Raw genomic sequence first — 23,863 nt, 5'->3', positions numbered from 1 at the left:
TTTTGCAAAATAATTAATAAATTCCGAACTTTTAAACTTTAAAACAAGAAAATGCTCGAATTTTATCAGCTAAACCCTTATAATGGGAAACGATAAATCAGAATAGGCGACCATCTGCTTTTTCTTTATAAGAGTTAAGCGATGATAGGCATTGAGCATCAACCTTTTTTCATCAAGAAAAAATACATTAATACGAAATAGGATGCCAGTTCCACTTTGAACTTTAGTTCATTAGTGGAATGGTATTCGTTTTGAGCATCAACCTTTTTCACCAAGAAAAAATACATTAATACGAAATAGGAGTGAATTACGTGAAAGTGCGTCGAAGTGAACGATTAATCGACATGACACAATATTTGTTGGATCATCCACATGACTTGATCCCATTGACTTTTTTTGCGGCTCGATACGGTTCAGCCAAATCTTCTATCAGTGAAGACTTAGCAATTGTAAAGAAAACCTTCAAGGAACGAGGAACAGGCTTTCTAGAAACGATTCCTGGTGCTGCCGGCGGTGTTGTCTTTACACCAAGTATTACGGATGCAGAAGCACAGGAATATATCGAATCTTTGGCTGAGCGTTTGTCTGAAGAGGATCGTTTATTGCCAGGCGGATATGTATATCTATCTGATATGTTGGGTCAGCCTGACTTATTACGTAAAGTTGGACGAATCATTGCGGCGCAATATTTAGATAAAAAAGTTGATGCAGTCATGACGGTTGCTACTAAAGGCGTACCAATCGCGCAAGCAGTCTCTTATTATTTGAATGCCCCATTCGTAATCGTTCGTCGCGACTCGAAAATTACAGAAGGTTCGACAGTTAGTGTGAACTATGTTTCTGGCTCATCAGAACGGATCGAAAAAATGGAGCTGTCAAAGCGCAGCTTAAAACGCGGTTCAAAGGTTTTGATTGTGGATGATTTCATGAAGGGCGGAGGTACCGTCAATGGAATGAAGAGCCTGATTGAAGAATTTGAAGCAGAACTTGTAGGAATTACTGTCTTTGCTGAGTCTAAGTTTAAAGGCGAGCGGGCTATTGACGACTATAATTCGTTGCTATTTGTTCAAGACGTTGATACTAGTACGAAAACTATCAGTGTTGTACCTGGTAATTGCTTCAATAAATAGACAATAAGAATGCTAGGTTTTTAAGACTCTCTCTAGTTTTTTTCTTTGAGAGAGTCTAATGAGCTAGCCTTTTTTGCGTGTGGCTAGTAAAATGGACTACGGATTTCAAATATCAATGGTAAATTTAAAATGAATAGAATGAAATAGGAGTGACTTCTTTTGGAAAACCGTTATGCGATTATTTTAGCAGCGGGTAAGGGAACCCGCATGAAATCAAAATTATACAAAGTCTTGCATCCAGTTGCAGGAAAACCAATGGTGGAACACATTATTGAACGGGTGGTTGAGACACAGCCAACAGACATCGTAACGATTGTTGGTCACGGCGCGGAAATGGTTAAGGAACAATTGGGTGATCGTAGCCGATATGCGTTACAGGCAGAACAACTTGGAACAGGCCATGCGGTGATGCAAGCGGCAGAATTTTTAAAGGACAAACAAGGGACAACTTTAGTCATTAGCGGAGATACACCATTACTTACCACGCAAACATTGAATAATCTATTTGATTATCATCAGGGCAAAAAGGCTAGTGCGACGATTCTGACTGCTCATGCAGAAGATCCAACAGGCTACGGACGCATTTTACGCGACCATGTCGGCATCGTGGAAAAAATTGTTGAACAAAAAGATGCGACTCCAGAAGAAGCGCGAACTCAAGAAATAAATACAGGAACCTATTGCTTTGATAATGAACAGTTATTTGCGGCATTAGAAAAAATAGGCACCAATAATGCACAAGGTGAATACTACTTAACCGATATTGTTGAAATTTTAAAAAATGACGGTCAAACGGTTGCAGCTTATAAAACGGATGATTTTGAAGAATCGCTGGGTGTCAACGATCGAATCGCTTTAGCGAATGCGAATGAATTGATGCGTCGCCGTATTAATAAGCAGCACATGGTTAATGGCGTGACATTCATTGATCCTGCGACGACATATATTGATGCTGGTATCGAGATCGGTTCTGATACCATTATCGAGCCAGGAGTGCAAATCCAAGGAAATACAGTGATTGGCTCTGACTGTGTTATTGGTGCTCACTCGAAAATTGTTGATAGCACAATTGAAGACAAGGTGGAAATCAAATCTTCTGTCATCGAAGAAGCAATTGTGAGAAAAAATGCGGACGTTGGTCCACACGCACACTTGCGTCCAAAAGCAGATATTGGTGAAAATGCTCATATCGGGAATTACGTAGAGATCAAAAAAGCCACGATTGGTGAAAATACCAAAGTAGGCCATTTAACTTATGTTGGTGATGCAACTCTTGGAAAAGATATCAATGTCGGCTGCGGTGTTGTTTTTGTTAATTACGATGGAAAGAACAAACATCACATCAACGTAGGAGATCACGTCTTTATTGGTTCGGGAACCAATATTATTGCGCCAGTTACTATTGCTGAGAATAGTGTGACAGCAGCAGGTTCAACGATTACTGACGATATTGCTGAAGGCGACATGGCAATTGCTCGTGCTCGCCAAGTAAACAAAGAAGGTTATGCGAGTCGATTGCCATTTTAAGGGAATTCTCTTGATTTCTTAAAAGGAAATGACTAGTATTTTATTTGAAATGGTATATAATCGGTAACGTATGCTTAAAAAGAAAGTGGAGGTCCCCATGTCGAAACATTATTTTGATCCAAGATTGAAAATTTTTGCTTTGAATTCAAATCGTCCCTTAGCTGAGAAAATTGCTGAAGAAGTTGGTGTTGAACTAGGAAAAAGTTCTGTTACCCAATTTAGCGATGGTGAAATTCAAGTAAACATTGAAGAAAGTATTCGTGGCTGTCATGTTTATGTTGTTCAGTCTACAAGTAGTCCGGTAAATGATAATCTGATGGAACTTTTGATTATGATTGATGCCTTGAAACGTGCGAGTGCCAAAACAATCAACGTCGTAATGCCTTATTATGGTTATGCCCGTCAGGATCGTAAAGCACGTGCGCGGGAACCAATTACTGCTAAGCTTGTTGCAAACATGATCGAAAAAGCTGGTGCGACACGTTTATTGACTTTAGATCTCCATGCTTCGCAAATCCAAGGGTTCTTTGATATCCCTGTGGATCATTTAATGGGTGCACCATTGATTGCGGATTACTTCTTAGAAAAAGGTATTTGCGGCGACGATGTCGTGGTTGTTTCACCTGACCATGGCGGGGTTACACGTGCACGTAAATTAGCAGAATTCTTAAAAGCACCAATTGCCATCATCGACAAACGCCGTCCGAAAGCGAACGTTGCGGAAGTGATGAACATTATTGGTAAAGTAGACGGCAAAACCTGTGTCATTATCGATGACATGATTGATACTGCAGGAACGATTACTCTAGCTGCCAATGCGTTGAAAGAAGCTGGCGCAAAACAGGTCTACGCTTCATGTACTCATCCGGTGTTATCAGGTCCAGCAATGCAAAGAATCCAAGATTCTGCGATCGAGCATTTAGTCGTAACAGATTCAATCTACTTATCTGACGAACGTAAAATCGATAAGATCGATGAAATCAGTGTGGGTGAATTAATGGGAGATGCAATCAAACGTATCCACGAGAACAAACCAGTTAGCCCACTATTTGAAACACATAAAAAATAAATCTATTGTATGAGGTACTCCAGCTGGGGTGCCTCTTTTTGTGTCTAAACTATTTTTGAAAATTTTGTTGATCAAAGAAATTTGATTAAACGCTTTCTCACTTGATTTCTTCTGATATGATAATAAGTAGAAGAAGGAAACTGGGGAGGACAACATGCAAAAAAGAATGGATCGGATTTCTATGGCAGCTGGCTATGGAATGTTAATCATCGCTGTATTTCTTAAAATAATCGGTGGTGTGAATCAACGATTCAGCTTGGTTGAGGTCTGGATTCGCAGCTTGATTAGCGGAAATTTTCTGCATTTTTGGCAAACGGAGTTTTCTTCAGGCATCGGTGTATTAGTTGGCACGGGTGCGTTTCTGTTATTACTGCTAGCCTACGTCTTTGACAGCTTATTGATAACCTGCCATCGAAAAAACGTCCTCTTGCAATCTGCTAAAGTTGCCTGGCTCTATTTCACAATGTTCTTCTATTTTATTTTCATTCAATTCTATTCAAGCAGCATTTGGTTGGTTCTGCTTCTTATAATCGGAGCGTTAGAATTTCTTTTAAATCGCTATTTGGATGATAAAATCGAACGAGATCGAAAATACGCTGAGTCGCAGAAAATTGAGAAGCACTATAATGAAGATCGTAAGCGACGTTTGGCTTTTCCAGGAAAATATCCACCGGCATTCCATCAGATTATTCGAAAAAATTTCCGTTTCTATCGTAAAAACTATTTCTTACTGATTTTTGCGAATACCTTAGTTTTCTTTGCATTAGTAATTCTTTTTTTCGCCTATCAGAAATTTAGCGCCAGTCACACCCAAGAGACAGTTTTCAATAAAACGGGACTCCTACGTATTTTAATCGAATCCGGTGGTGTTCTTCTAATCTTGTTATTATTGTTCTTATCATTTATGGACGGCTTATATATTGATTTTAAGGCAAAGCACATGGAATTATTCATTCAGCTGGGAATCCGCAAAAAAACGTTTCTAATTATGTTGATTGAAGAGTTTAGTCTTTGTGCTTTTGCGGGTGTGGTGTTTGGGGGAAGCCTTGGGTTGCTAATTACTAGAGCATTTACTAGTATTGGCTGGGCTTTATTGTTTTACACAGGGTTAATTATTTTAGCGATGGCTTTTCATCAGGAAAAAATCTTACGCTTAATTCAATTTAAACCTCGGGAGCAAACCAAAGCAGACCGTCCAAATCATCGATTGTCACCAGTATTTCTGTTAATCGGTTTGCTGGCGTTAGCTGTTACTTTCTGGTGGTTTCATCGAAGGAAATCTGCTGAAACCTTGTTAGTTATTAGTACGCTAATCATTGCTTTGTGGGGGCTTTTCCTTGGTATTGGCGGTTTTTATGTAAAACGTAGACGGGAAAAAATCACCCTCCTGCTTTCTCGCAATGATTTATTCTATCGTTTTCACAAAAGTATCAATGTTCTCATGTTAGTGTCCCTTTTACAAGTTTTGATAGCGGGGATCTTTCTGCCTCGCGTGGTCACTTTTCAACAAACTGCTGTCGACAATTTATTTCCGTATGATGTGGTAGCGAAGGTCAAATCAACAGAATTTCAACAAGTTGAAACATCGTTGAATCAGGAAAAGGCCCTGTGGAAAAGCTATCCTTTCTTTCCAGTAACGTCTGTGGACGGTGATCCGGAATGGGAAGTTTTTGGTACGGTGCGGCCGGTGATGTTTATTCAAGGACAGCATATTGGAGTGTCTGAAACAACTTATCAACAACTACGACAGGCAAATGATTTGGAGAAACAACCTTTACATTTAAAAAAAGGGCAGTGGCATGTCGTTTATCAACAGGCAATTAGTATCCGTGGACAACCGATCGATTGGGACCCGCAAAGCGTTCGACCGCGGTTACGAATTGGGACACCATTAGAGAGCTACAACACAACCAATGTCGATGTGATTTTCCCGATGCGTACGATCAAAAGCCAAGAACGCTTGATACTAACTGGAATGTTTCAACGTGGGTTACAGGAAAATATTCTAGTTGTTGCAGATGAAGAATTTGCGACTTTATCTAAAAAAGATCAACCAAATCAGTTGTTTTTGATTCACGGAGATAAAAAAATTGCTCATGCATTAAATTTTTTAAATCAAAAATATGTAGACGACAAGCGTTGGGATGACACGATCGAACCTGTATACGAAAAGACGCAACGGAAAAGTAATGTTGTCTCTGAAAATTATCTACAAGTCTTGCTTTTAATCTTTACTATAGTCATCTGCATCTTCATGAGTGTGGGATTGATAGTAGCCAAATTTGAAAGCGAAGAAACTCGTTTGATCGAACGCAGACGACTGTTGGATCAATTAGGTATGAGACAGAAAGAACAGCGAAGTGTTTTGGAACGTCAGGTTGGATTTTTCACAGTCTTGCCATTAGCTGTTGGTTTTCTGCTCAGTCTGGGTTTTATCGGAATCATGGGAAGACTGCGCTTCTTCTCGATGTCAGAATGGCTGCAGTTCGGAGGTATCTTTTTATTGGATTTTGGGATTTACTTATTCGTATGGGGAACTATCGCAAGTTTGATCTACCGCAGAATTGAAAAGTGGAGGTAAACCAATGAAGCCAATTATCAAAGCCGTAGGTATTACTAAAAATTATGACCAACAAGAAGTCTTAAGAGGAATCGACTTGGTAATCGAGTCTGGGGATTTTATTTGTATCATGGGGCGTTCTGGTTGTGGGAAAACCACATTATTGAAAATATTGGGGCTGATGCACCCACCAACCACTGGAGATGTCTTTTTTGAGGAAAGACTAACTCATGAACTTTTTCCAGATGAAATTTCTGACATTCGCAGAAGAAAGATTGGCTTCGTTTTTCAGGATTTTAATTTGATGGAAAGTATCACTGTGCGGGAAAATATTCTTTTACCCGCAATTTTGGATAAGCAAGACGTTACAAAATCGGAAGAACGAATGCAGCCATTCTTTCAAGTGCTGCGAATTGAACATCTATTGGGAAAACTTCCTCACGAGTTGTCAGTAGGAGAAAAACAACGAGCTGCGATTTGCCGAGCATTGATAAATCAGCCGCAAATTATTTTAGCGGATGAACCAACTGGGAATTTAGACAGCAATGCGGGAGCCGAAGTAATCAACATTTTTCAGCGTATTAATCAAGAATTAGGCATCACCATTGTCATGATCACTCATGACAGCAAAGTTGCTCAGGCGGCTAGAGAGGTCATCTTTTTAAAGGACGGTCAAATCTATGATCGACTAATCAATACTGCTGGAAGCGAAGCTCAAATCGCAGAGAAAATGTTGGAAGTTTAATTGAAAGATAAAAACAAGAGAGTGCCCTGAATATCAGGCGCTCTCTTGTTTTTATTACTACTACTGGCAACCTGTCAAAAAGACAAAAAAAAGGGCTCATCGGTGGGTGGCCGATGAGCAAAGGAGTTAAAAAATGAAAAAGTGTTAGGGTTGTTTGTTGGTATGCTTATATAATAGCAACGATATGTGAATTATTTATGAATGAAGCTTGGCAGAAGATTAAAAAAAATAGGTCGAAATAAAGTTCAGCAGACATTGAGCAGTAAACAGTGAAATAAATGAGGTTTCTCCGTAGTATACGTGGATCGTTTAGTTAGCCTTGTTGATCATTTGAAGGAGCAAACAAAAAAAGGGCTCATCGGTGGGTGGCCGATGAGCAAAGGAGTTAAAAAAATGAAAAAGTGTTAGGGTTGTTTGTTGGTATGCTTATATAATAGCAACGATATGTGAATTATTTATGAACGAAGCTTGGTAGAAGATTTAAAAAAATAGGTTGAAATAAAGTTGAGCTATTCATTAATAGTTAGATCAAAAAAAATAATTAAATCCCCTTATATAGTTATTTCATTCATATGTTGAAGCTTTATTTCATTGCGCAGCTAAACTTCTAAAGGAATCATAGAACAAATCTAAACAAAAAAAGAGCTCATCGGTGGGTGGCCGATGAGCAAAGGAGTTAAAAAATGAAAAAGTGTTAGGGTTGTTTGTTGGTATGCTTATATAATAGCAACGATATGTGAAAAAAGTGTGAACGATGATTGTTTGAAAATTAAAAATTTTATAAAAAAATTGAATATTAATTAACTCGACAAAAATATTATAATTTATTTTCAAAAAAAGAGCTCATCGGTGGGTAGCCGACGAGCAAAGGAGTTAAAAAATGAAAAAGTGTTAGGGTTGTTTGTTGGTATGCTTATATAATAGCAACTACTTATGAATAAAATATGATGAAAGACTAGCGAAACCATTAATTTATAAAAAATAAAATACAGAAAAACTTATAGGGTTTCACACCATTATTTTAGAATTTTATAAATTATCCAATTATATTAACTAAAAGGAGTTGTTATAATTCTTTATCCCAATAATTTTATGAAATGAAAAATAAAAGGTAAAGAGGTTGTGACTGAAGTGGTCAGCTTAAAAAGGAGTTTCCAAAAATACAATGACGTAGGAAGGGATGTTGAATGGTACCTACTCGTTGCTTTTCGAGTTTATGTGAGATTTTGGCTTATTTTTCTAAATAGCTACTTCTGGAACATCAAGAACTTCGTTTATTCAGAAAAAAGAGCCATGACAAGACTTTTGTCATGGCTCCCTCGTTTTAATAGTAGTTATTCATAAACACGGTTTTTCTTGTCGTAAATATTACGCAATTCTAAATATAATGGAACAAGCTCGTTTTTTGTATAAGGAAAATCCAGTTGGAATAACGGAATATTTGGTTTTTCCTTTCTTAATAGTGAGGAAGAGCTGATAATCAAATCATAATCATCCTTCAGTGATACATCGTATGGCTCAGCATCAATGAAGCGCAGATCCTCAAGGAAACGATACAAGTCACGAACGAAAATCGCATTATGCTCTAATGCAATACCAACTTTTAGATTATGTGCGTAAGGAAATTGATTAAAGTAAGGCAATAACAAACGCTTAAAGGCTCGAGTAATCATCGGATGAACCGAACTTATAAAGCTGTAGGATGGATTTTCCTTCGTCATTTGCATGAAATTTTGAATGTTCTGGAATAAAATATATTCACCGCGAGTTTGTTTAGCATTTGGGTCTAAGACTAATTCAATCATGCTTGGGAATGGCTGGCGGAAAATAAAGTAACCAAAGGTGATATTCAACATATTTGAAACAACCAATGGATCATCCATGATGTCGGGCCGATCCGGGAATAAGACTTTCTTAGCAAAGTTCCGAAATTCCGTTACAAAATCATTTACTGGATTTGGACGTGAATCAAAATCATGGAGTGCTTGTTTCATACTTTGATCGTCACGAATCGTATAGAAAGGTGAATAATGAGCTAAGAAATAAATAAAACTGGTTTCACCCTTTAATTGACGTGTTGTCATTGGCATGTCAATTAGATCGCGTAATGATGTGAAATCATAATATGGATTATCCTTCATCAAAAAATTGTAGCGAGGATCATATTTTGTGAATTTCTTTTTCTGTACTCGCACCATATTAATGCTAGTAAATAATTTGATTTCTTGAGTACCAAAGTAAGTTTGTGATAACGGAAAATAGTCTTTATAGGTATCAATTATTTTAGTTAATTGATGTTTGTCAACATTTATTGGACATTCAATTCCACGAGTTCCCAGCCATAAAAGATCAAATAAAGCTAAACGAATCAAACGTTCATCGCCGGACATACCGGCCTCTGTATATGTAAAGCGAATATTGAATCGTTTCAAGTGTTTTTTCAATTTATCGATTTTCCGAGAAACTGTGGAACGACTCACAAAATACTTTTCACAAAATTGTTCGATTGTTGGATTCGCATCATTTAAGAAGTATAGGATGAACTGGAATGGCACTGCTTGCTGCAGTAAGTGATAACGATATTCATCAACCGTGGCATTGAGGTTTTCTAGATTCAGTTTGCCGGCACGCATCATAATTGTTTCGTGATCCGGTCGTATTTCTGCTAATTCCTGATCTACTTCATTCAGTTCAATGACGCTTTGCTGGTAATTTAAATCTAAATCTTCTGACAATTGACTAATCGCTAAAATCTTTTTGGTAGATTGGTTTAAGTATTTAAAAATATTAAAACGCAAGAGGAGCGACGCATCAAACATAAGTTCCTCATATAACATCTGTTTTCCTCCTTTATTAAATTCGGTCATTAATCTGAATTTTTTTAAGCATATTTCTTCTTTATTGTACTTTATTTACCAAAACCTGTCAGTTATTAACCGATAAAAAGTGAGTAATATTATATAGGGAAAAACAATTTTCATGCTATTCTAAGAAAGTCTAGTGGTAATAAGTCAAGATAATTTTTCAAAAGATTTTTAAAGGTAGTTAATTTTTGAAGCGCACTGAACTAAACCCGACCAAAATTAAAAATTTTTTCGGGTACTTCCAAGGATTAGCGTCAATAACATACTGTTATTTATCTATCACGCTCCTTGGTGGCATATAGAGTTGATGGTTACGTAGTAGCGTATCCACCAGACGCGTAAATTTTCTTGCGGTTAGTACGATGGCTCGTTTGTGTTTATGCTTGGGTGTTTCAGCGTATTTTTTCTTATAATACGCATGGTACTCAGGCTCGTATCTCCTTACGGAGTTGGTGGCTTCAACTAGATAATAACGGAGATAACGATTGCCTCGTTTGGCCATAGGAGTATTTTCATACTCAGAGTTACCTGATTGGTTCTGTCGCCAATATAAACCGGCATATTTAGCCAATTTGCTTTCATCTGAAAAGCGATTGATAGGGCCAATTTCAGCGAGTATACCCGCAGCATAAACAGGACCGATTCCTGGAATACTGGTTAAACATTGATATTCAGGTAGCACAACGACTAAATCGTCAATGGCTTTGTCTAAGTCTTTAATTAACTTTTCAAGACTACGAATTTCTTTGGCTAGAACACCCAAAACAATATCTACAGAGTCCTGATGGACTTTTCCTAACCGGTAGGAACTACGTATGGCTTTAGAAATTGCCTTTGCAATTCCTTCGGGATTTTTAAAACGATACTTCCCTAGTTTTTGAATTAGGTTCGCAAACTCTTCTAATGACAGTTCGGCAAGTTGGTCCATTGTGTAATCTTCCGTCATTAGAGTTACTAATGTGGCACTTAAAACGGATCCACCTTCTGCTTTTAGTTCTTTAGAAAGCGTGTTGCATTTATAATAAATGTTTTCGATAAAGTGTTGCTTTGTACGAACCAGCTGTTTAATTAGCTGATAACGCGTTCTAGTTAAGTGTTGGAGGGCAAGGTATTCTTCCTCTTTAATGATGGAGTTGACTTGCCTTTGGATGCGAAAATAGTCAGCGATATAAAAAGCATCAATTTGATCGTTTTTGTTTTCTTCAAAAATATCACGATACTTTTTAATTTTATTTGGTTGTTCAACTGAAACCATAAGGTTCAATTGATTTAACTCAAGATCTTCTTTAAAAAACATAGCTGGATGAAAGCTATATAAAGATGTGGCCTCCATTCCAATCACTAAGCTCTCTATCTCAAATTTTTGAGAAAATTCGAGAATGTATTCTTTGATCTGGCTTGCGCCAAGTTGACTATTTCCATAAGATGCTTCTTTTAAAACAGAGCAAGTTGAATCGTCTGTCATAAAGCAAGCATCTAATTTTTCAGAACTAACGTCTAAACCGACAAATAGTTTCATGTGGAAGGACCTCCTTTCATTGATTATTCGGAAATTGCTTGGGTACTGTGGGATATCCCAGAATCACGTTGTCTAACGACAGCCTCGCATAATAGAGTTTCATTCATTAAACCTCTAAGCCACCCAATCTCTACTAGGATTGGTAGAGGTCAATGGACTCAGCTAGTGTGTTGGAGGTTATACCAACGGTTCGGGTCACAGACTTTCTGTCGCAGTAAAACTGCAGAAGGTGATAGCGTCTTCCCGTAAGTCCTTTCCAAGACTTATTATTCAGGAATATCCTACAGTATCCAAGTAGTAATCGTTATTTTATTTAAACATATTAGGAATAGCCCCTAAGGGCGATTGAAGGAATGAAAGTTTCTTCAAAATATATATTACGAGAAGGTGAAAAAATGACAAAGTCGCGTTTAGAAGCATTTACCGATGGTGTCGTTGCGATCGTTTTGACCGTCCTGGTTTTAAATATTCAAATACCAGATGCGCCATCACTAGCTTCCTTATTAAGCATAACCAATACACTGTTCGCCTATATTGTTAGTTTTATTTTTGTTGCTGTCATCTGGGTAAACCACCATCGCATGATGCAAATGACTGAAAAAATAAATTATCGTGTTATTTGGGCAAATATTTTTTGGTTATTTTGGCTGACTTTATGCCCAGCAGTAACCAGTTGGGTGGGTCGTAATCCAAACCATTTTTGGCCGGAATTTTCTTATGTAGTGGTCTTCACGATGTGGAGCTTTTCATACGGTATATTATCAAAGCAATTGATTAAAGCAAATAGCCCTACTAGCCACGTGGCGACTATTTTAAAACGAGATCAACGAAGCAAATTATCCATGTTGATTAACTTAGCTGTTTTGGCAGGTGTTTTTATTTTTCCGCCAATTGGAATCTTTGGTCGCTTTTTGGTTTCTGGCATTTGGGTGGTTTCTTATCGTAAAGCAGATGAATACTATCAAAAGGTATCGGGGCAAAAAAATCACGGCAGAAGCTGAGAACTTCTGCCGTTTTTTTAAGCTTGTGGATGTAATACACGGTGTAAAAATTCTTTAGTCCGTGCTTCTTTAGGATTGCCGAAAATGTCTTCAGGCGCTCCCTGTTCAGCGATCACACCTTGATCCATGAAGATGACACGATCAGAAACCTCTTTAGCAAAAGCCATTTCATGAGTAACGATTACCATCGTCAAACCGCTTTCTGCTAATTTTTTCATAATCTGTAACACATCACCAACCATTTCTGGATCAAGGGCAGATGTCGGTTCATCAAACAGCATAACTTCTGGGTTCATGGATAAAGCGCGGGCAATTGCAACTCGTTGTTTTTGACCACCAGATAGTTGCGCGGGTTTTACATCGACAAATCGATCCATGCCTACTTTTTCCAAATTATCTAATGCGACCTTTTTCGCTTCAGCTTCTTTGCGACCTAGAACCGTTACCTGTCCACTCATACAGTTTTGCAAAACGTTCATATTGTTGAAGAGATTGAACGACTGGAACACCATTCCTAGATGGGTCCGATATTTTGGTAAATTGTATCCTGGAGCTAAAACATTCTCTCCTTGATACATGATCTTACCATCTGTAGGAGTTTCTAATAAATTGATACAGCGTAGGAAAGTTGATTTCCCCGAACCAGACGCACCGATAATGGTTACAACTTCTCCTTTGTTGACGTTCATACTGATATCTTTTAAGACGAGGTTATCGCCGAAGCTTTTTTTCAAATGTTCGATTTCAATGATACTACTCATAACTGTTCCTCCTTAATGATTTACTGATTATTTATCTTCCCCAACAGCTACATCAACATCGTCTAAACGCACATAAGCTGATGGACCATCCATTTTTTTCTCAACTGCTCGCAAGATTCGAGTCGCTGTGAAGGTCAATACAAAATAGATCACACAAATGATGAAGTAGGTCTGGAAGAACATATAGTTTGTTCCAGCTGCTGATTTTCCTTGGAAGAACAATTCGGAAACAGAAATGATACTTAAAACGGAGGTATCTTTGATATTGATTACTAATTCATTTCCAGTCGCTGGCAAAATGTTTCGTAATACTTGCGGTAGGACAACCTTACGCATCGTTTGGCCATGGGTCATACCAATGGCGTGTGCAGCTTCAAATTGACCTTGATCGACAGCGAAGATTCCGCCACGAACGATTTCAGACATGTAAGCACCAGTATTGATTGAAACGATAAATAAGGCAGCGGCGGTTCGGTTTAAATCAATTCCAAAAGCCATCGCAATTCCGTAATAAATTACGGCAGATTGAACGATCATGGGTGTTCCACGGAAAATCTCGATATAGGCATTTAGTAACCAGCCAAAGACTTTTTGCAGCCCGCGTTTTGCGCTGTTGTCTGATTCTGGAATGGTTCGAAAGACGCCGACAAGTAAACCAATCAATGTACCAACAGTCGTCCCAACGATTGCAAGTAATAGGGTCATACCCGTACCACGCAAGAACATCGAACCGTTCTGTTTCAAAATACGAACAAATACATTCTCTTTTTTACCTGAAGCGCTTTGCGTTTCATCGGTAGCTGGTTGATCTTTAATGGCTTGGTCCATAACTTCGACACGCTCGTCTTGTGAGATGTCCGCCAGGATCTGGTTAACTTGGGCCATATCAGGATCTCCTTTTCGCATCCCGACAGAAACTTGCACATCCTCTGGGTTAGTTTGGAATCCATTGGCTTTGTCGAATTCGACCATTTTTAAATCAGGGTTAACACTTTCCGCAGTCACGCCTTCAGGTCGTTCACTGACGTACCCATCGATTGTGCCTGACTCCAAAGCGACCCGCATTGCTGGGAAGTTATCCATGGCTTCCTGTTTGTTGACATCAGGGATTTGAGGGATAACATCATAATGAAACGTACTCAATTGCGCGGTGACCTTTGCACCAGCAAAATCTTTGATCGAAGTTGCTTTGGCATATTTAGTATCTTTGCGGGTGACAATAACTAATTGTGATTCATAATATGGATCAGAAAAGTCAACTTCTTTACGCCGTTCGGCTGTGGGAGACATCCCAGCAATAATCGCGTCGATCTTTCCAGATTGAAGTGCTGGTAACAGACCATCCCATTCGGTTTTTACCACGACTAGTTTACGATTCATTTTATCAGCGATTTTTTTCGCCATTTGTACGTCATAGCCGCCAGCGTAGGCTTTATCGCCTTGAATCTGCACGGCGCCATTCCGATCATCCTTTTGTGTCCAGTTGAAAGGAGCGTATCCAGCCTCCATGCCGACCCGCAATTCTCCTTCAGGTGTTTTTTCATCTGCCCGAGTGACTAATGGGGCTCCTAGAAATGAAATAAATAATGCGATGAGTGCGATAACTGAAAATTTTCTTCTATTCATAATTTCTCCCTTTCTTGAAATTACGAGATTGGGTAGGGCTGTCTTTGAAAATCTGCAACAAAAAAAGCCGCCGATTCGTGTATAAGGCCGCTTGCAGATAATAAGAAGATGATGTTCCCTCTCACAAAAACATAGCGCAACTTAGCATCACTGCTAAGACAGTCCGCAAGTTATTCGCTTGCGTCCCAACATACAAAATAAAGAGAATTTTGTACATTTCGGCGAAACTTCCTAGTCCTATTTCAACGTGTCTCTACACTCCATAGGGTTAATAAGGTTCGCGACCTCTACCTCATTGTTCTGAGGCATCTCGTATTCAGTTATTATGTTTCACAGTCTAAAGGCTGAGAATGAAAAAGTCAATGGAAATCATTTGGAATAAACAAAAAAGGTGGTTGAATTTTTTAAATTATTCCATTCGAATTGTTCAGAAAGACAAAGAAATACGTTAAAGAAGCTTTTTAAGAATAAAAAGATAACTTTTATCATTTTGACAGCCCTTCTCCATTTAACCGACTAATCGAGAGCGGTTTTCTAAAAAAATATTGATTAAGGGATAAAATCGTAAATCGCTAACAAAGGATTCGTTTATTCAGATAAGGACTTTTTATTTTCCTCTAAATTTATACTATACTGATTCTTGAGGTGACGAAAATGGAGATCACAGTTGATCAAGCAGTAAAAATAATTCAAGAAAACAGAAAAATTACATTTTTAACAGGCGCAGGCGTTTCTACCCCTTCAGGTGTGCCGGATTATCGATCGTTACAAGGCGTTTATCATGGTCTTGAAGCACCAGAATACCTATTAAGTAATGAGTGTTTAGTTCGTGAACCAGAAAAATTTTATCAGTTCGTCAAACATTTGTATCATAAAGAAGCACGACCAAATAGTATTCATCGTGAGATGGCACAGATGGAGAAGACGAAGGATGTCTGGGTAGTCTCGCAAAATATCGATGGCCTGCACGCGGCTGCTGGAAGCCAACACTTGGTGAATTTCCATGGCTCGCTTTACGAGTGCTATTGTCGCAAGTGTCAGCAGTCAGTAGCGTGGCAGGATTATCTGCAAAGCGATCGTCACAAAGACTGTGGTGGTCAAATTCGTCCGAAAATTGTTTTGTACGGCGAAGGATTTGAAGAGTCAGTCATCCAGCAGGCAATCGGAGCTGTAAAAAATGCCGAACTTATAGTGATTGCAGGAACAAGCTTTCAAGTTCATCCATTTTGTGATTTAATTTATGAAAAAAGCAAAGATGCGAAAGTAGTTGTAATCAACCAAACCCCGATTCAATTAGCTGGCGAATATTATTTTGTCCAGACGGATGGAACAGCGGTTTTTGAAAAAGTATAGCGATTTTGTCGCAGCGGGATAACAACGATTTATGATCAATTGGGAGGGAACTGTGTGGAGTTAACAGAAAAGGAAAAAATGATTGCTGGAAAATTGTATTTTGCAGGCGATCCTGAATTAGTGGCCGATCGAAGAGATGCTCGTTTAAGATTACGTGCGATTAATCAAGAATCAGATAGAGAAAAACGTGAAGAATTCGTAAAACAGGCGTTTGGCGGGACAAAGAACCATGTCTATGTAGAACCAACGATTTCTTTTGATTATGGCTACAATATTTTTGTAGGTGAGAATTTTTATTGTAATTTCCACAACGTCTTTTTAGACATTTGTCCGATTACAATCGGTGATAATTGTATGTTTGGACCAAATGTTCAATTGTATACGGCAAGTCATCCGTTGGAACCTGGAAAACGTAATAGCGGTCAGGAGTTTGGCAAGCCGATCACTATCGGCAATAATGTTTGGATTGGTGGCTCAGCCATAGTGACTCCAGGAGTAACAGTAGGGGATAATGTAGTTATAGCCGCGGGCGCTGTTGTAACTAAATCTTTCCCAGATAATGTAGTGGTTGGTGGAAATCCGGCGCGAATCATCAAAACGATCGAAGAGGAAAACAAAGACGATGCACTGACTAATGCACGAAAAAAAATTGATCGGATTGATCAAGAAATCGTGACGCTTTTAGAAAAACGGATGTCAGCTGTCAGCGAAGTCACTGCGTATAAAGCTGAAACAAAGAAAGCTGTTTTAGATACTAGTCGTGAAGAGGCGGTTTTACAAAAGGTTTCGGATTTAGTGAAAGATGAGAATTATCGTGAGACAATTGTTGAAACCTTCAAAGACATTATGAAACAGTCAAGAAACTATCAAGAAGGGCGGTTGAGATAATATGATCGACGGCGATAGACGTAAAGCCGAGATTTTAAAGGCGCTGCAACAAGCTGAAAAACCGATCAGCGCTACAAGCTTTGCAAAAGAATTTGGTGTGAGTCGTCAGATCGTAGTCGGCGATGTGGCCTTATTACGAGCCGCAGGGGAGAATATCATCGCTACTGCTCGAGGGTATTTGTTAGAACGCGAATCGGCGAAATTAATCAGCAAAATTGCCGTTCAGCATTCTCCTGAACAGACGGCAGAAGAATTACACACAATCGTTGCACACGGTGGTGAAGTTATTGATGTAGTAGTTGAGCATCCGTTGTATGGAGAGCTGGTTGGAGGCTTGCATTTGACCACTCAACAAGATGTGGAGGCCTTTGTTGCAGAAGCAAAAAGACTCGAAGTGACTCTTTTGTCTGAGTTGACCGCAGGGATTCATCTACATACCATCGCATATGAAGCAATAGAGAATTTAACCGAAATTAAACAAGCACTTTCAGAAAAGGGTATTTTATATGAAGAAAACCGTCACGTGTAAACGTGACGGTTTTTGACAGTCGAACTTTTTTACAGCTATCTCTTAGGTGAGACTAATTTAACGGTTTAAGTCCCTTAAAAGAAACAAGTGGTTTAGTTCGATGATATGCGTAGTGAGAAAAGTATTCAAAGTTCATCGGAAAATGAACACCTTAAAAACGAATTAGCGGTTACTCGATAACTAAGACGCCATCTTTTAAGTGCAACGGATTTTTTTCATTGATATGGTCATAGAACATGATGCCATTGATATGATCAATCTCGTGTTGGACCACGATCGCATTATAGTTTTTTAGCCGAATTTTATGTTTCTCGCCTTTTTCGTCAAAATAAGAAACAGTGATACGCGCGGCACGAACGACATATCCAGGCACTTCACGATCGACTGATAAGCAGCCTTCGCCTTCTCCTAAGCAAGCTTCTTGAACTGAGTGGCTCAAGATTTTTGGATTATACATCACCGTACTAATGCCGTTTTCCGGTTTTTCAGGATCAACGCTAGGAACATGAACTGCGATAATTCGTTTTGAGATATCTAATTGGGGAGCTGCTAAACCCACACCTCCGCGTAGATTCAATTCTTCTGCCTTTACAGGATCTTGGCTATTTTTTAGAAATTGCAGCATTTCCTTTCCAAGCTCCACATCTTCAGCAGTTGGAGGAATCGGGACTTCATTGGCAACTGCCCGTAAAGTCGGATGGCCTTCCCGAATAATATCATCCATTGTGATCATTAAAAAATCTCCTCTCAAGACATGATTTCATCACGTTAGTTTAACACAAAAAGTAAGTAAGGTAAAAAAACTGTTTTCATGAATACGGTTCTTTAAAAAAATTGTAATGATTCTAGAAATAAGCGTTAAATTGGTATACAGCTTGATTTTTTAATACAAATCGAGTAAAGTGTTAGAGTGTGCATAGCGCACCACCTATCACTTGGTTGGGCGATTCACCAACGCTCTACTCAGTCGTAGGAAGAAAAAAAGGAAGAGGTGAAAAAACATGGCATTATCAAAAGAACGTAAAAACGAAATCATCAATGACTTTGCTCGCCATGAAGGAGATACTGGTTCTCCAGAAGTACAAATCGCTGTATTAACGGAAGAAATCAATCAACTAAATGAGCATGCACGTGTCCACAAAAAAGACCACCATTCATATCGCGGTCTAATGAAAAAAGTTGGTCATCGTCGTAACTTGTTGGCTTACCTACGTAAGAACGAAGTTCAACGTTACCGTGAATTAATCCAACGTCTAGGACTACGTCGTTAATTCGTACTACTATTAAAGTGAGGTTCCTAGGAATCTCACTTTTTTTGACAGTTAGGCTTTTCGCAGTAGCGAAAGTGTGAGTTCTAGCAATAGTTTTATGCCATTGTATTGAACAGGTAGTTTAGCCTAATGTTATGCGTACGAAAACCAACTGAATTTTTACGTTAGAAAAATTCATACAGTAGTAATGAGCTAGCTGCTAATTAAACTTTCCCCAGTTCGCAAGGTTTGATTATAGTAAATTTAGCAGAGACAATCCTGAGCTTGACTCAGAAAAAATAAAAAACCTTTGATTGGCGTGTTGTCACTCTACTAACCAAATGCAAGAAGCGAAGTTTTTCGCTGTTTCCATTTGTTTAGTAGCGTCGCACTGGTCAAAGGGAAAAGGAGAAGTTATGTCAGAAAAACAAGTTTTCAAAACCACTTGGGGCGGACGCCCTCTGCAAGTTGAAATCGGTCAACTTGCTAAACAAGCCAATGGCGCAGTTTTAGTTCGCTATGGCGACACAGTCGTATTGAGTGCAGCTGTTGCCTCAAAAGAAGCAAAAGATACCGACTTTTTCCCATTAACCATTAACTATGAAGAAAAAATGTATGCAGTGGGTAAAATCCCTGGCGGTTTCATCAAACGTGAAGGTCGTCCAAGTACAGACGCAACCTTGACTGCCCGTTTAATTGACCGTCCGATTCGTCCGATGTTTGCAGATGGATTCCGTAATGAAGTCCAAGTAACGAACTTTGTGATGAGTGTAGAACAGGATTGCTCTCCAGCAATGGCAGCGATGTTTGGTTCTTCGTTGGCTCTAGCCATTTCAGATATTCCGTTTGACGGACCAATCGCTGGTGTCGATGTGGGTCGCGTGAATGGGGAATATGTATTGAATCCGACTGTCGAGCAACACGCTGAATCAGATATCGATTTAACAGTTGCTGGGACCAAACAAGCCATTAACATGGTAGAATCTGGCGCCAAAGAAGTTTCTGAAGAAGACATGCTTGGCGCATTACTATTCGGATTTGATGCAATCAAAGAAATGGTGGCTTTCCAAGCTGAGATCGTAGCTGCAGTCGGCAAAGAGAAAATGGAAGTTTCTTTATTACAAGTTGATCCTGAACTGAAAAAAGAAATTTTTGACGGCTACTATCAAACAATGAAAACAGCTGTAATGACAATGGATAAATTGGCACGTGAAGACGAAATCGAAAAAGTCAAAGAAACGGTCAAAGAAGTTTACGCTGAGAAATTTGCGGATCATGAAGATGAAGCGCAATTAACAAAAGAAGTAAAACAAATCGCGGAAGATCTTGAAAAAGATGTGGTTCGTGAATTGATTACAATCGATAAAATTCGCCCAGACGGACGTAAATTAGATGAAATTCGTCCGTTGGCTGCTGAAACAGGTATTTTACCACGTGTTCATGGTTCAGGCTTATTTACACGGGGACAAACGCAAGCATTATCTGCTTGTACTTTGGCACCCTTAGGTGAACATCAAATCATTGATGGTTTAGGAACAGTTGAAAGTAAACGATTCATCCATCATTACAACTTCCCGCAATTCTCTGTTGGTTCTACTGGACGTGCTGGTTCACCAGGTCGTCGTGAAATTGGCCATGGAGCATTGGGTGAACGTGCATTAGCCCAAATTATTCCAAGCGAAGAAGATTTCCCTTACACCATCCGTTTAGTAGCGGAAGTATTGGAATCAAACGGTTCTTCTTCTCAAGCAAGTATCTGTGCTGGTACATTGGCGTTAATGGATGCTGGTGTGCCAATCAAAGCACCAGTTGCTGGTATCGCAATGGGCTTGGTTTCCGATGGTGAAAACTATACGATCTTGACAGATATCCAAGGATTGGAAGACCATCTTGGCGATATGGACTTTAAAGTTGCTGGTACAAAAGATGGAATCACAGCTTTGCAAATGGATATCAAAATCCAAGGAATCACTGAACAAATTCTTTCTGAAGCATTAACGCAAGCAAAACAAGCGCGGATGGAAATCTTAGAAGTCCTAACTGAAACGATTGCTGAGCCACGTAAAGAATTAAGTCCGTACGCACCGAAGATTGAAATGATCCAAATCGATCCAGATAAGATCAAAACAGTCATCGGTAAAGGCGGAGACACAATCAATGGTATTATCGAAGAAACTGGTGTAAAAATTGATATTGATCAAGAGGGTAACGTTAGCATTGCTTCTTCTGATGCAGATATGATCAAAAAAGCGATTAAGATCATTGAAGAGTTAACTAAGGAAGTCAAAGTCGGCGAAGTGTACTTAGGAAAAGTTGTTCGTATCGAGAAATTTGGAGCCTTTGTAAACTTGATTAAAGGCAAAGATGCATTGATTCACATTTCACAGCTTGCAAATGAGCGCGTGAATAAAGTGGAAGATGTCGTAAAATTAGGCGATGAAGTATTAGTAAAAGTGACAGAAATCGATCGTCAAGGTCGTGTAAATGCTTCTCGTAAAGCCTTATTGAAGGAAGAAGAAAGCAAAAAAGCAGAAAAATAGTATGTCATTGAGGTTATTCTTTGACAATTCTCGCTGTAAACTGGATAATACTGATAAGTTTTAGGGGAGTAGCGACATAGAGTAAGCTCTATGCTTTTAGATCAACAACTAGTGCGCAGCGCTGGTCTAAGAGATAATTTGCCAGACCTAAACAATAGTGAAAACTGTTGTTTAGGTCTTTTTTTGTCAGTCGTACTTTTTGCAGTGTAATTAAGTGATATCAGCTAAAAAATATTTAATAGTTTTCAGTTGAGGTTTAGTACGAGGATAAGAAACTATTGTCTAAATATGTGAAGAACTTGTCTATTTTGGTGAAGAAACCTGAAACTTTTTTAATAGAGAATCAATACCGATTCAATGAGTTGCTTAACAGGAGTGTGCGGAATGGAAAAAAAGAAAGATCATGATCATATCAAAAAGCTTTCAGCGGCGGGATTGCTGATTGCGATGGGAGTCGTGTACGGCGATATTGGGACGAGTCCGTTATATGTGATGAAAGCTATTTTAGAGGAAAATGGTGGACTGAGCACCGTAACTAAAGATTTTGTACTAGGTGCAGTCTCATTAGTTTTTTGGACCGTCATGCTGTTAACTACGGTCAAATATGTGTTGATTGCCTTGAGAGCGGATAACCATGGTGAAGGAGGAATCTTCTCTTTATATACATTAGTACGTAAAGGTGGAAAATACTTAATTGTTCCAGCTATGATTGGTGGTGCCGCGCTGTTGGCTGATGGCGTATTAACACCTGCGGTAACGGTAACGACAGCGATTGAAGGACTGCGGGGGATTCCTGATTTTTATCAGGAGTTTGGGAACAATCAAAATATCATCGTAATCATCACGTTAGTTATTTTGCTTTTCCTATTTTTAATTCAACGTTTTGGTACGGATTTTGTTGGGAAAGCTTTTGGACCGATCATGTTTTTATGGTTCACCTTTTTAGGGCTGATGGGTATTTTAAATATCCCATATGATTTTAGCGTAATTAAAGCGTTGAATCCTTATTATGCGATCCACCTATTATTCAATCCTGACAATAAGATGGGAATCTTTATTTTAGGAAGTATCTTCCTAGCAACGACCGGTGCCGAAGCCTTATATTCTGACATGGGGCATGTGGGAAAGAAAAATATCCATTTTAGCTGGCCGTACGTTTTGCTTTGCTTAATGTTAAATTATGCAGGACAAGCAGCCTGGATTTTACACTCAAAGGGCAATGCCTCGATTGAAGGAATTGAAAATTTAAATCCATTTTTCCAAATTTTACCTGACGGGTGGATGATCTTTGGTGTCATCTTTGCGACGATTGCTGCTATCATTGCCTCTCAGGCTTTGATTTCTGGGTCATTCACACTAGTGTCTGAGGCGATTAAGCTGAAACTGTTGCCTAGAATGCGAATTATTTATCCAGGAAAAAGTATTGGTCAGATGTATATTCCGGCGATCAATATGATCTTGTGGGCTGCATGTTCATTGATTGTTTTGACTTTCCGCACATCAAGTCATATGGAAGCGGCTTATGGTCTATCAATTACGGTAACGATGTTAATGACGACTTTCTTGTTGTATCATTATCTATTACAAAGTGGAACCTCGCGCATTTTAGCTGGTTTAATGCTACTCTTTTTTGGTATATTGGAAGGCTTCTTCTTTATATCCAGCGTCACCAAGTTCTTCCATGGAGGTTTTGTGGCGGTGGCAATGGCATTGCTGATATTAAGTGTGATGTATATTTGGCATCGCAGTAATCAAGTTCAAGAAGATGCGAGCCAAGATGTTTATTTCAAAGACTATCTGCCGCAATTACAAGAGCTTCATGATGATGACAGAATTCCCTATTATCAAACCAACGTCGTTTTTTTGGTCCCACGTTTAGAAGGCGATGCAATCCCGCAGCAATTTATTTATTCGATTTTGGATAAACGATTAAAACGGGCAAAAGTATACTGGTTTGTAAATGTAGAAGTAACAGATGAACCATATACAGAAGAATATAGTATTGATATGATGGGAACTGATTTTATTGTAAAGGTTAAATTGTATCTAGGTTTTCGAATCGCTCAGGATGTAAACGTCTATTTGCGTCAAGTTATTCATGATTTGATGAAACAAGGCCGTTTGCCTAAACAACCGCAGCATTACTCGTTAACTCCTGGACGTCAGGTAGGGGATTTTCGTTTTGTCATGATTCAGGAAGAATTATCCAATACGACTAGAATCGACAAATGGGATCGACAAGTTATGCAAGCACGTTTAGCAATCAAACGTCATACAGTTACGCCTGAACGCTGGTTCGGTATTGAGTATAGTGAGGTTACTTATGAAACAGTGCCGTTAATTGTCGGCGAAACGAAAAAAACATGGCTGAAAGAACGAAAAGAATAGTGAGTCCCTAGTCTAATGTATAATTTGCTCATTCGAATCATCTATTTAGAAGATTTGTTCAAAAAGTTTATTCAAATAAAGAGTTTTTGGCTGAGATAGAAGTCAAAAACTCT

At 38.9% G+C, this 23,863-nt stretch carries 17 protein-coding genes and 1 riboswitch; of the genes, 12 read left to right on the top strand and 5 right to left on the bottom strand.

What is annotated here, in order from left to right; all coding sequences use genetic code 11:
• Positions 1 to 311: 311 nt before the first annotated feature.
• From purR to IGI52_RS13310, 5 genes are all read left to right on the top strand, one after another.
• Entirely contained in the window at positions 312 to 1,130 is an 819-nt protein-coding gene (purR, locus tag IGI52_RS13330; protein WP_016179444.1) for a pur operon repressor, read from the top strand.
• A gap of 159 nt (positions 1,131 to 1,289) precedes the next feature.
• A complete protein-coding gene (gene glmU / locus IGI52_RS13325; protein WP_438781567.1) occupies positions 1,290 to 2,657 on the top strand; it encodes a bifunctional UDP-N-acetylglucosamine diphosphorylase/glucosamine-1-phosphate N-acetyltransferase GlmU in 1,368 nt (455 codons plus the stop codon).
• Positions 2,658 to 2,754: 97 nt separating this feature from the next.
• The gene (locus tag IGI52_RS13320; protein ID WP_016179446.1) at positions 2,755 to 3,726 is read left to right on the top strand and encodes a ribose-phosphate diphosphokinase; all 972 of its coding nucleotides are present in this window, start codon (positions 2,755 to 2,757) and stop codon (positions 3,724 to 3,726) included.
• A gap of 154 nt (positions 3,727 to 3,880) precedes the next feature.
• Complete coding sequence (locus IGI52_RS13315; protein WP_311871659.1) at positions 3,881 to 6,307, top strand: hypothetical protein; 2,427 nt, start codon at positions 3,881 to 3,883, stop codon at positions 6,305 to 6,307.
• A 4-nt stretch (positions 6,308 to 6,311) separates the two neighbouring features.
• The gene (locus tag IGI52_RS13310; protein WP_311871658.1) at positions 6,312 to 7,031 is read left to right on the top strand and encodes an ABC transporter ATP-binding protein; all 720 of its coding nucleotides are present in this window, start codon (positions 6,312 to 6,314) and stop codon (positions 7,029 to 7,031) included.
• Positions 7,032 to 8,365: 1,334 nt separating this feature from the next.
• Here IGI52_RS13310 and IGI52_RS13305 read toward each other — a convergent pair.
• The gene (locus IGI52_RS13305; RefSeq protein WP_016179449.1) at positions 8,366 to 9,868 is read right to left on the bottom strand and encodes a helix-turn-helix domain-containing protein; all 1,503 of its coding nucleotides are present in this window, start codon (positions 9,866 to 9,868) and stop codon (positions 8,366 to 8,368) included.
• 295 nt (positions 9,869 to 10,163) lie between these two features.
• On the bottom strand, positions 10,164 to 11,414 hold the full coding sequence (locus IGI52_RS13300) for an IS110 family transposase (protein WP_002346915.1): 1,251 nt from the start codon (positions 11,412 to 11,414) through the stop codon (positions 10,164 to 10,166).
• A 395-nt stretch (positions 11,415 to 11,809) separates the two neighbouring features.
• On the opposite strand from IGI52_RS13300, the gene IGI52_RS13295 reads away from it, so the two are divergent.
• Complete coding sequence (locus IGI52_RS13295) at positions 11,810 to 12,415, top strand: TMEM175 family protein (RefSeq protein ID WP_016179450.1); 606 nt, start codon at positions 11,810 to 11,812, stop codon at positions 12,413 to 12,415.
• A gap of 17 nt (positions 12,416 to 12,432) precedes the next feature.
• On the opposite strand, the gene IGI52_RS13290 is transcribed toward IGI52_RS13295, so the two are convergent.
• Positions 12,433 to 13,176 (bottom strand): amino acid ABC transporter ATP-binding protein, encoded by a 744-nt coding sequence (locus tag IGI52_RS13290; protein WP_438781564.1) that lies wholly within the window; start codon positions 13,174 to 13,176, stop codon positions 12,433 to 12,435.
• Positions 13,177 to 13,203: 27 nt separating this feature from the next.
• Complete coding sequence (locus tag IGI52_RS13285) at positions 13,204 to 14,802, bottom strand: ABC transporter permease subunit (RefSeq protein ID WP_048717818.1); 1,599 nt, start codon at positions 14,800 to 14,802, stop codon at positions 13,204 to 13,206.
• A 124-nt stretch (positions 14,803 to 14,926) separates the two neighbouring features.
• Positions 14,927 to 15,100, bottom strand: a riboswitch (Lysine riboswitch).
• Between the two features lie 356 nt (positions 15,101 to 15,456).
• Here IGI52_RS13285 and IGI52_RS13280 point away from each other — a divergent pair.
• The 3 genes from IGI52_RS13280 to IGI52_RS13270 are packed head-to-tail and all read left to right on the top strand — an operon-like array spanning position 15,457 to position 17,572.
• Positions 15,457 to 16,155 (top strand): NAD-dependent protein deacylase, encoded by a 699-nt coding sequence (locus IGI52_RS13280; RefSeq protein ID WP_311871657.1) that lies wholly within the window; start codon positions 15,457 to 15,459, stop codon positions 16,153 to 16,155.
• Positions 16,156 to 16,209: 54 nt separating this feature from the next.
• Positions 16,210 to 17,043 carry a chorismate mutase gene (locus IGI52_RS13275; RefSeq protein WP_016179454.1) on the top strand — a complete coding sequence of 278 codons (834 nt, stop codon included), beginning with the start codon at positions 16,210 to 16,212 and terminating at the stop codon, positions 17,041 to 17,043.
• A gap of 1 nt (position 17,044) precedes the next feature.
• The gene (locus IGI52_RS13270) at positions 17,045 to 17,572 is read left to right on the top strand and encodes a transcription repressor NadR (RefSeq protein WP_016179455.1); all 528 of its coding nucleotides are present in this window, start codon (positions 17,045 to 17,047) and stop codon (positions 17,570 to 17,572) included.
• A 169-nt stretch (positions 17,573 to 17,741) separates the two neighbouring features.
• Here the strand turns inward: IGI52_RS13270 and def are convergent, their stop codons facing one another.
• On the bottom strand, positions 17,742 to 18,305 hold the full coding sequence (gene def / locus IGI52_RS13265) for a peptide deformylase (RefSeq protein WP_016179456.1): 564 nt from the start codon (positions 18,303 to 18,305) through the stop codon (positions 17,742 to 17,744).
• 268 nt (positions 18,306 to 18,573) lie between these two features.
• Between def and rpsO the strand changes: the two genes are divergently transcribed.
• From rpsO to IGI52_RS13250, 3 genes are all read left to right on the top strand, one after another.
• A complete protein-coding gene (gene rpsO / locus IGI52_RS13260) occupies positions 18,574 to 18,843 on the top strand; it encodes a 30S ribosomal protein S15 (RefSeq protein WP_010742732.1) in 270 nt (89 codons plus the stop codon).
• Between the two features lie 395 nt (positions 18,844 to 19,238).
• Positions 19,239 to 21,362, top strand: a complete 2,124-nt coding sequence (gene pnp / locus IGI52_RS13255) for a polyribonucleotide nucleotidyltransferase (RefSeq protein WP_311871656.1) — start codon at positions 19,239 to 19,241, stop codon at positions 21,360 to 21,362.
• Positions 21,363 to 21,746: 384 nt separating this feature from the next.
• Positions 21,747 to 23,750: a KUP/HAK/KT family potassium transporter gene (locus IGI52_RS13250; RefSeq protein ID WP_016179458.1), complete on the top strand. Its 2,004-nt coding sequence runs from the start codon at positions 21,747 to 21,749 to the stop codon at positions 23,748 to 23,750.
• Positions 23,751 to 23,863: the final 113 nt, after the last annotated feature.

Origin of the sequence: Enterococcus sp. DIV0187, assembly GCF_051713785.1 — a bacterium.
Taxonomy (GTDB): domain Bacteria; phylum Bacillota; class Bacilli; order Lactobacillales; family Enterococcaceae; genus Enterococcus_A; species Enterococcus_A avium.
The sequence above is the reverse complement of the archived record's forward strand: the minus strand, read 5'-3'. Positions and strand labels throughout refer to the sequence as shown.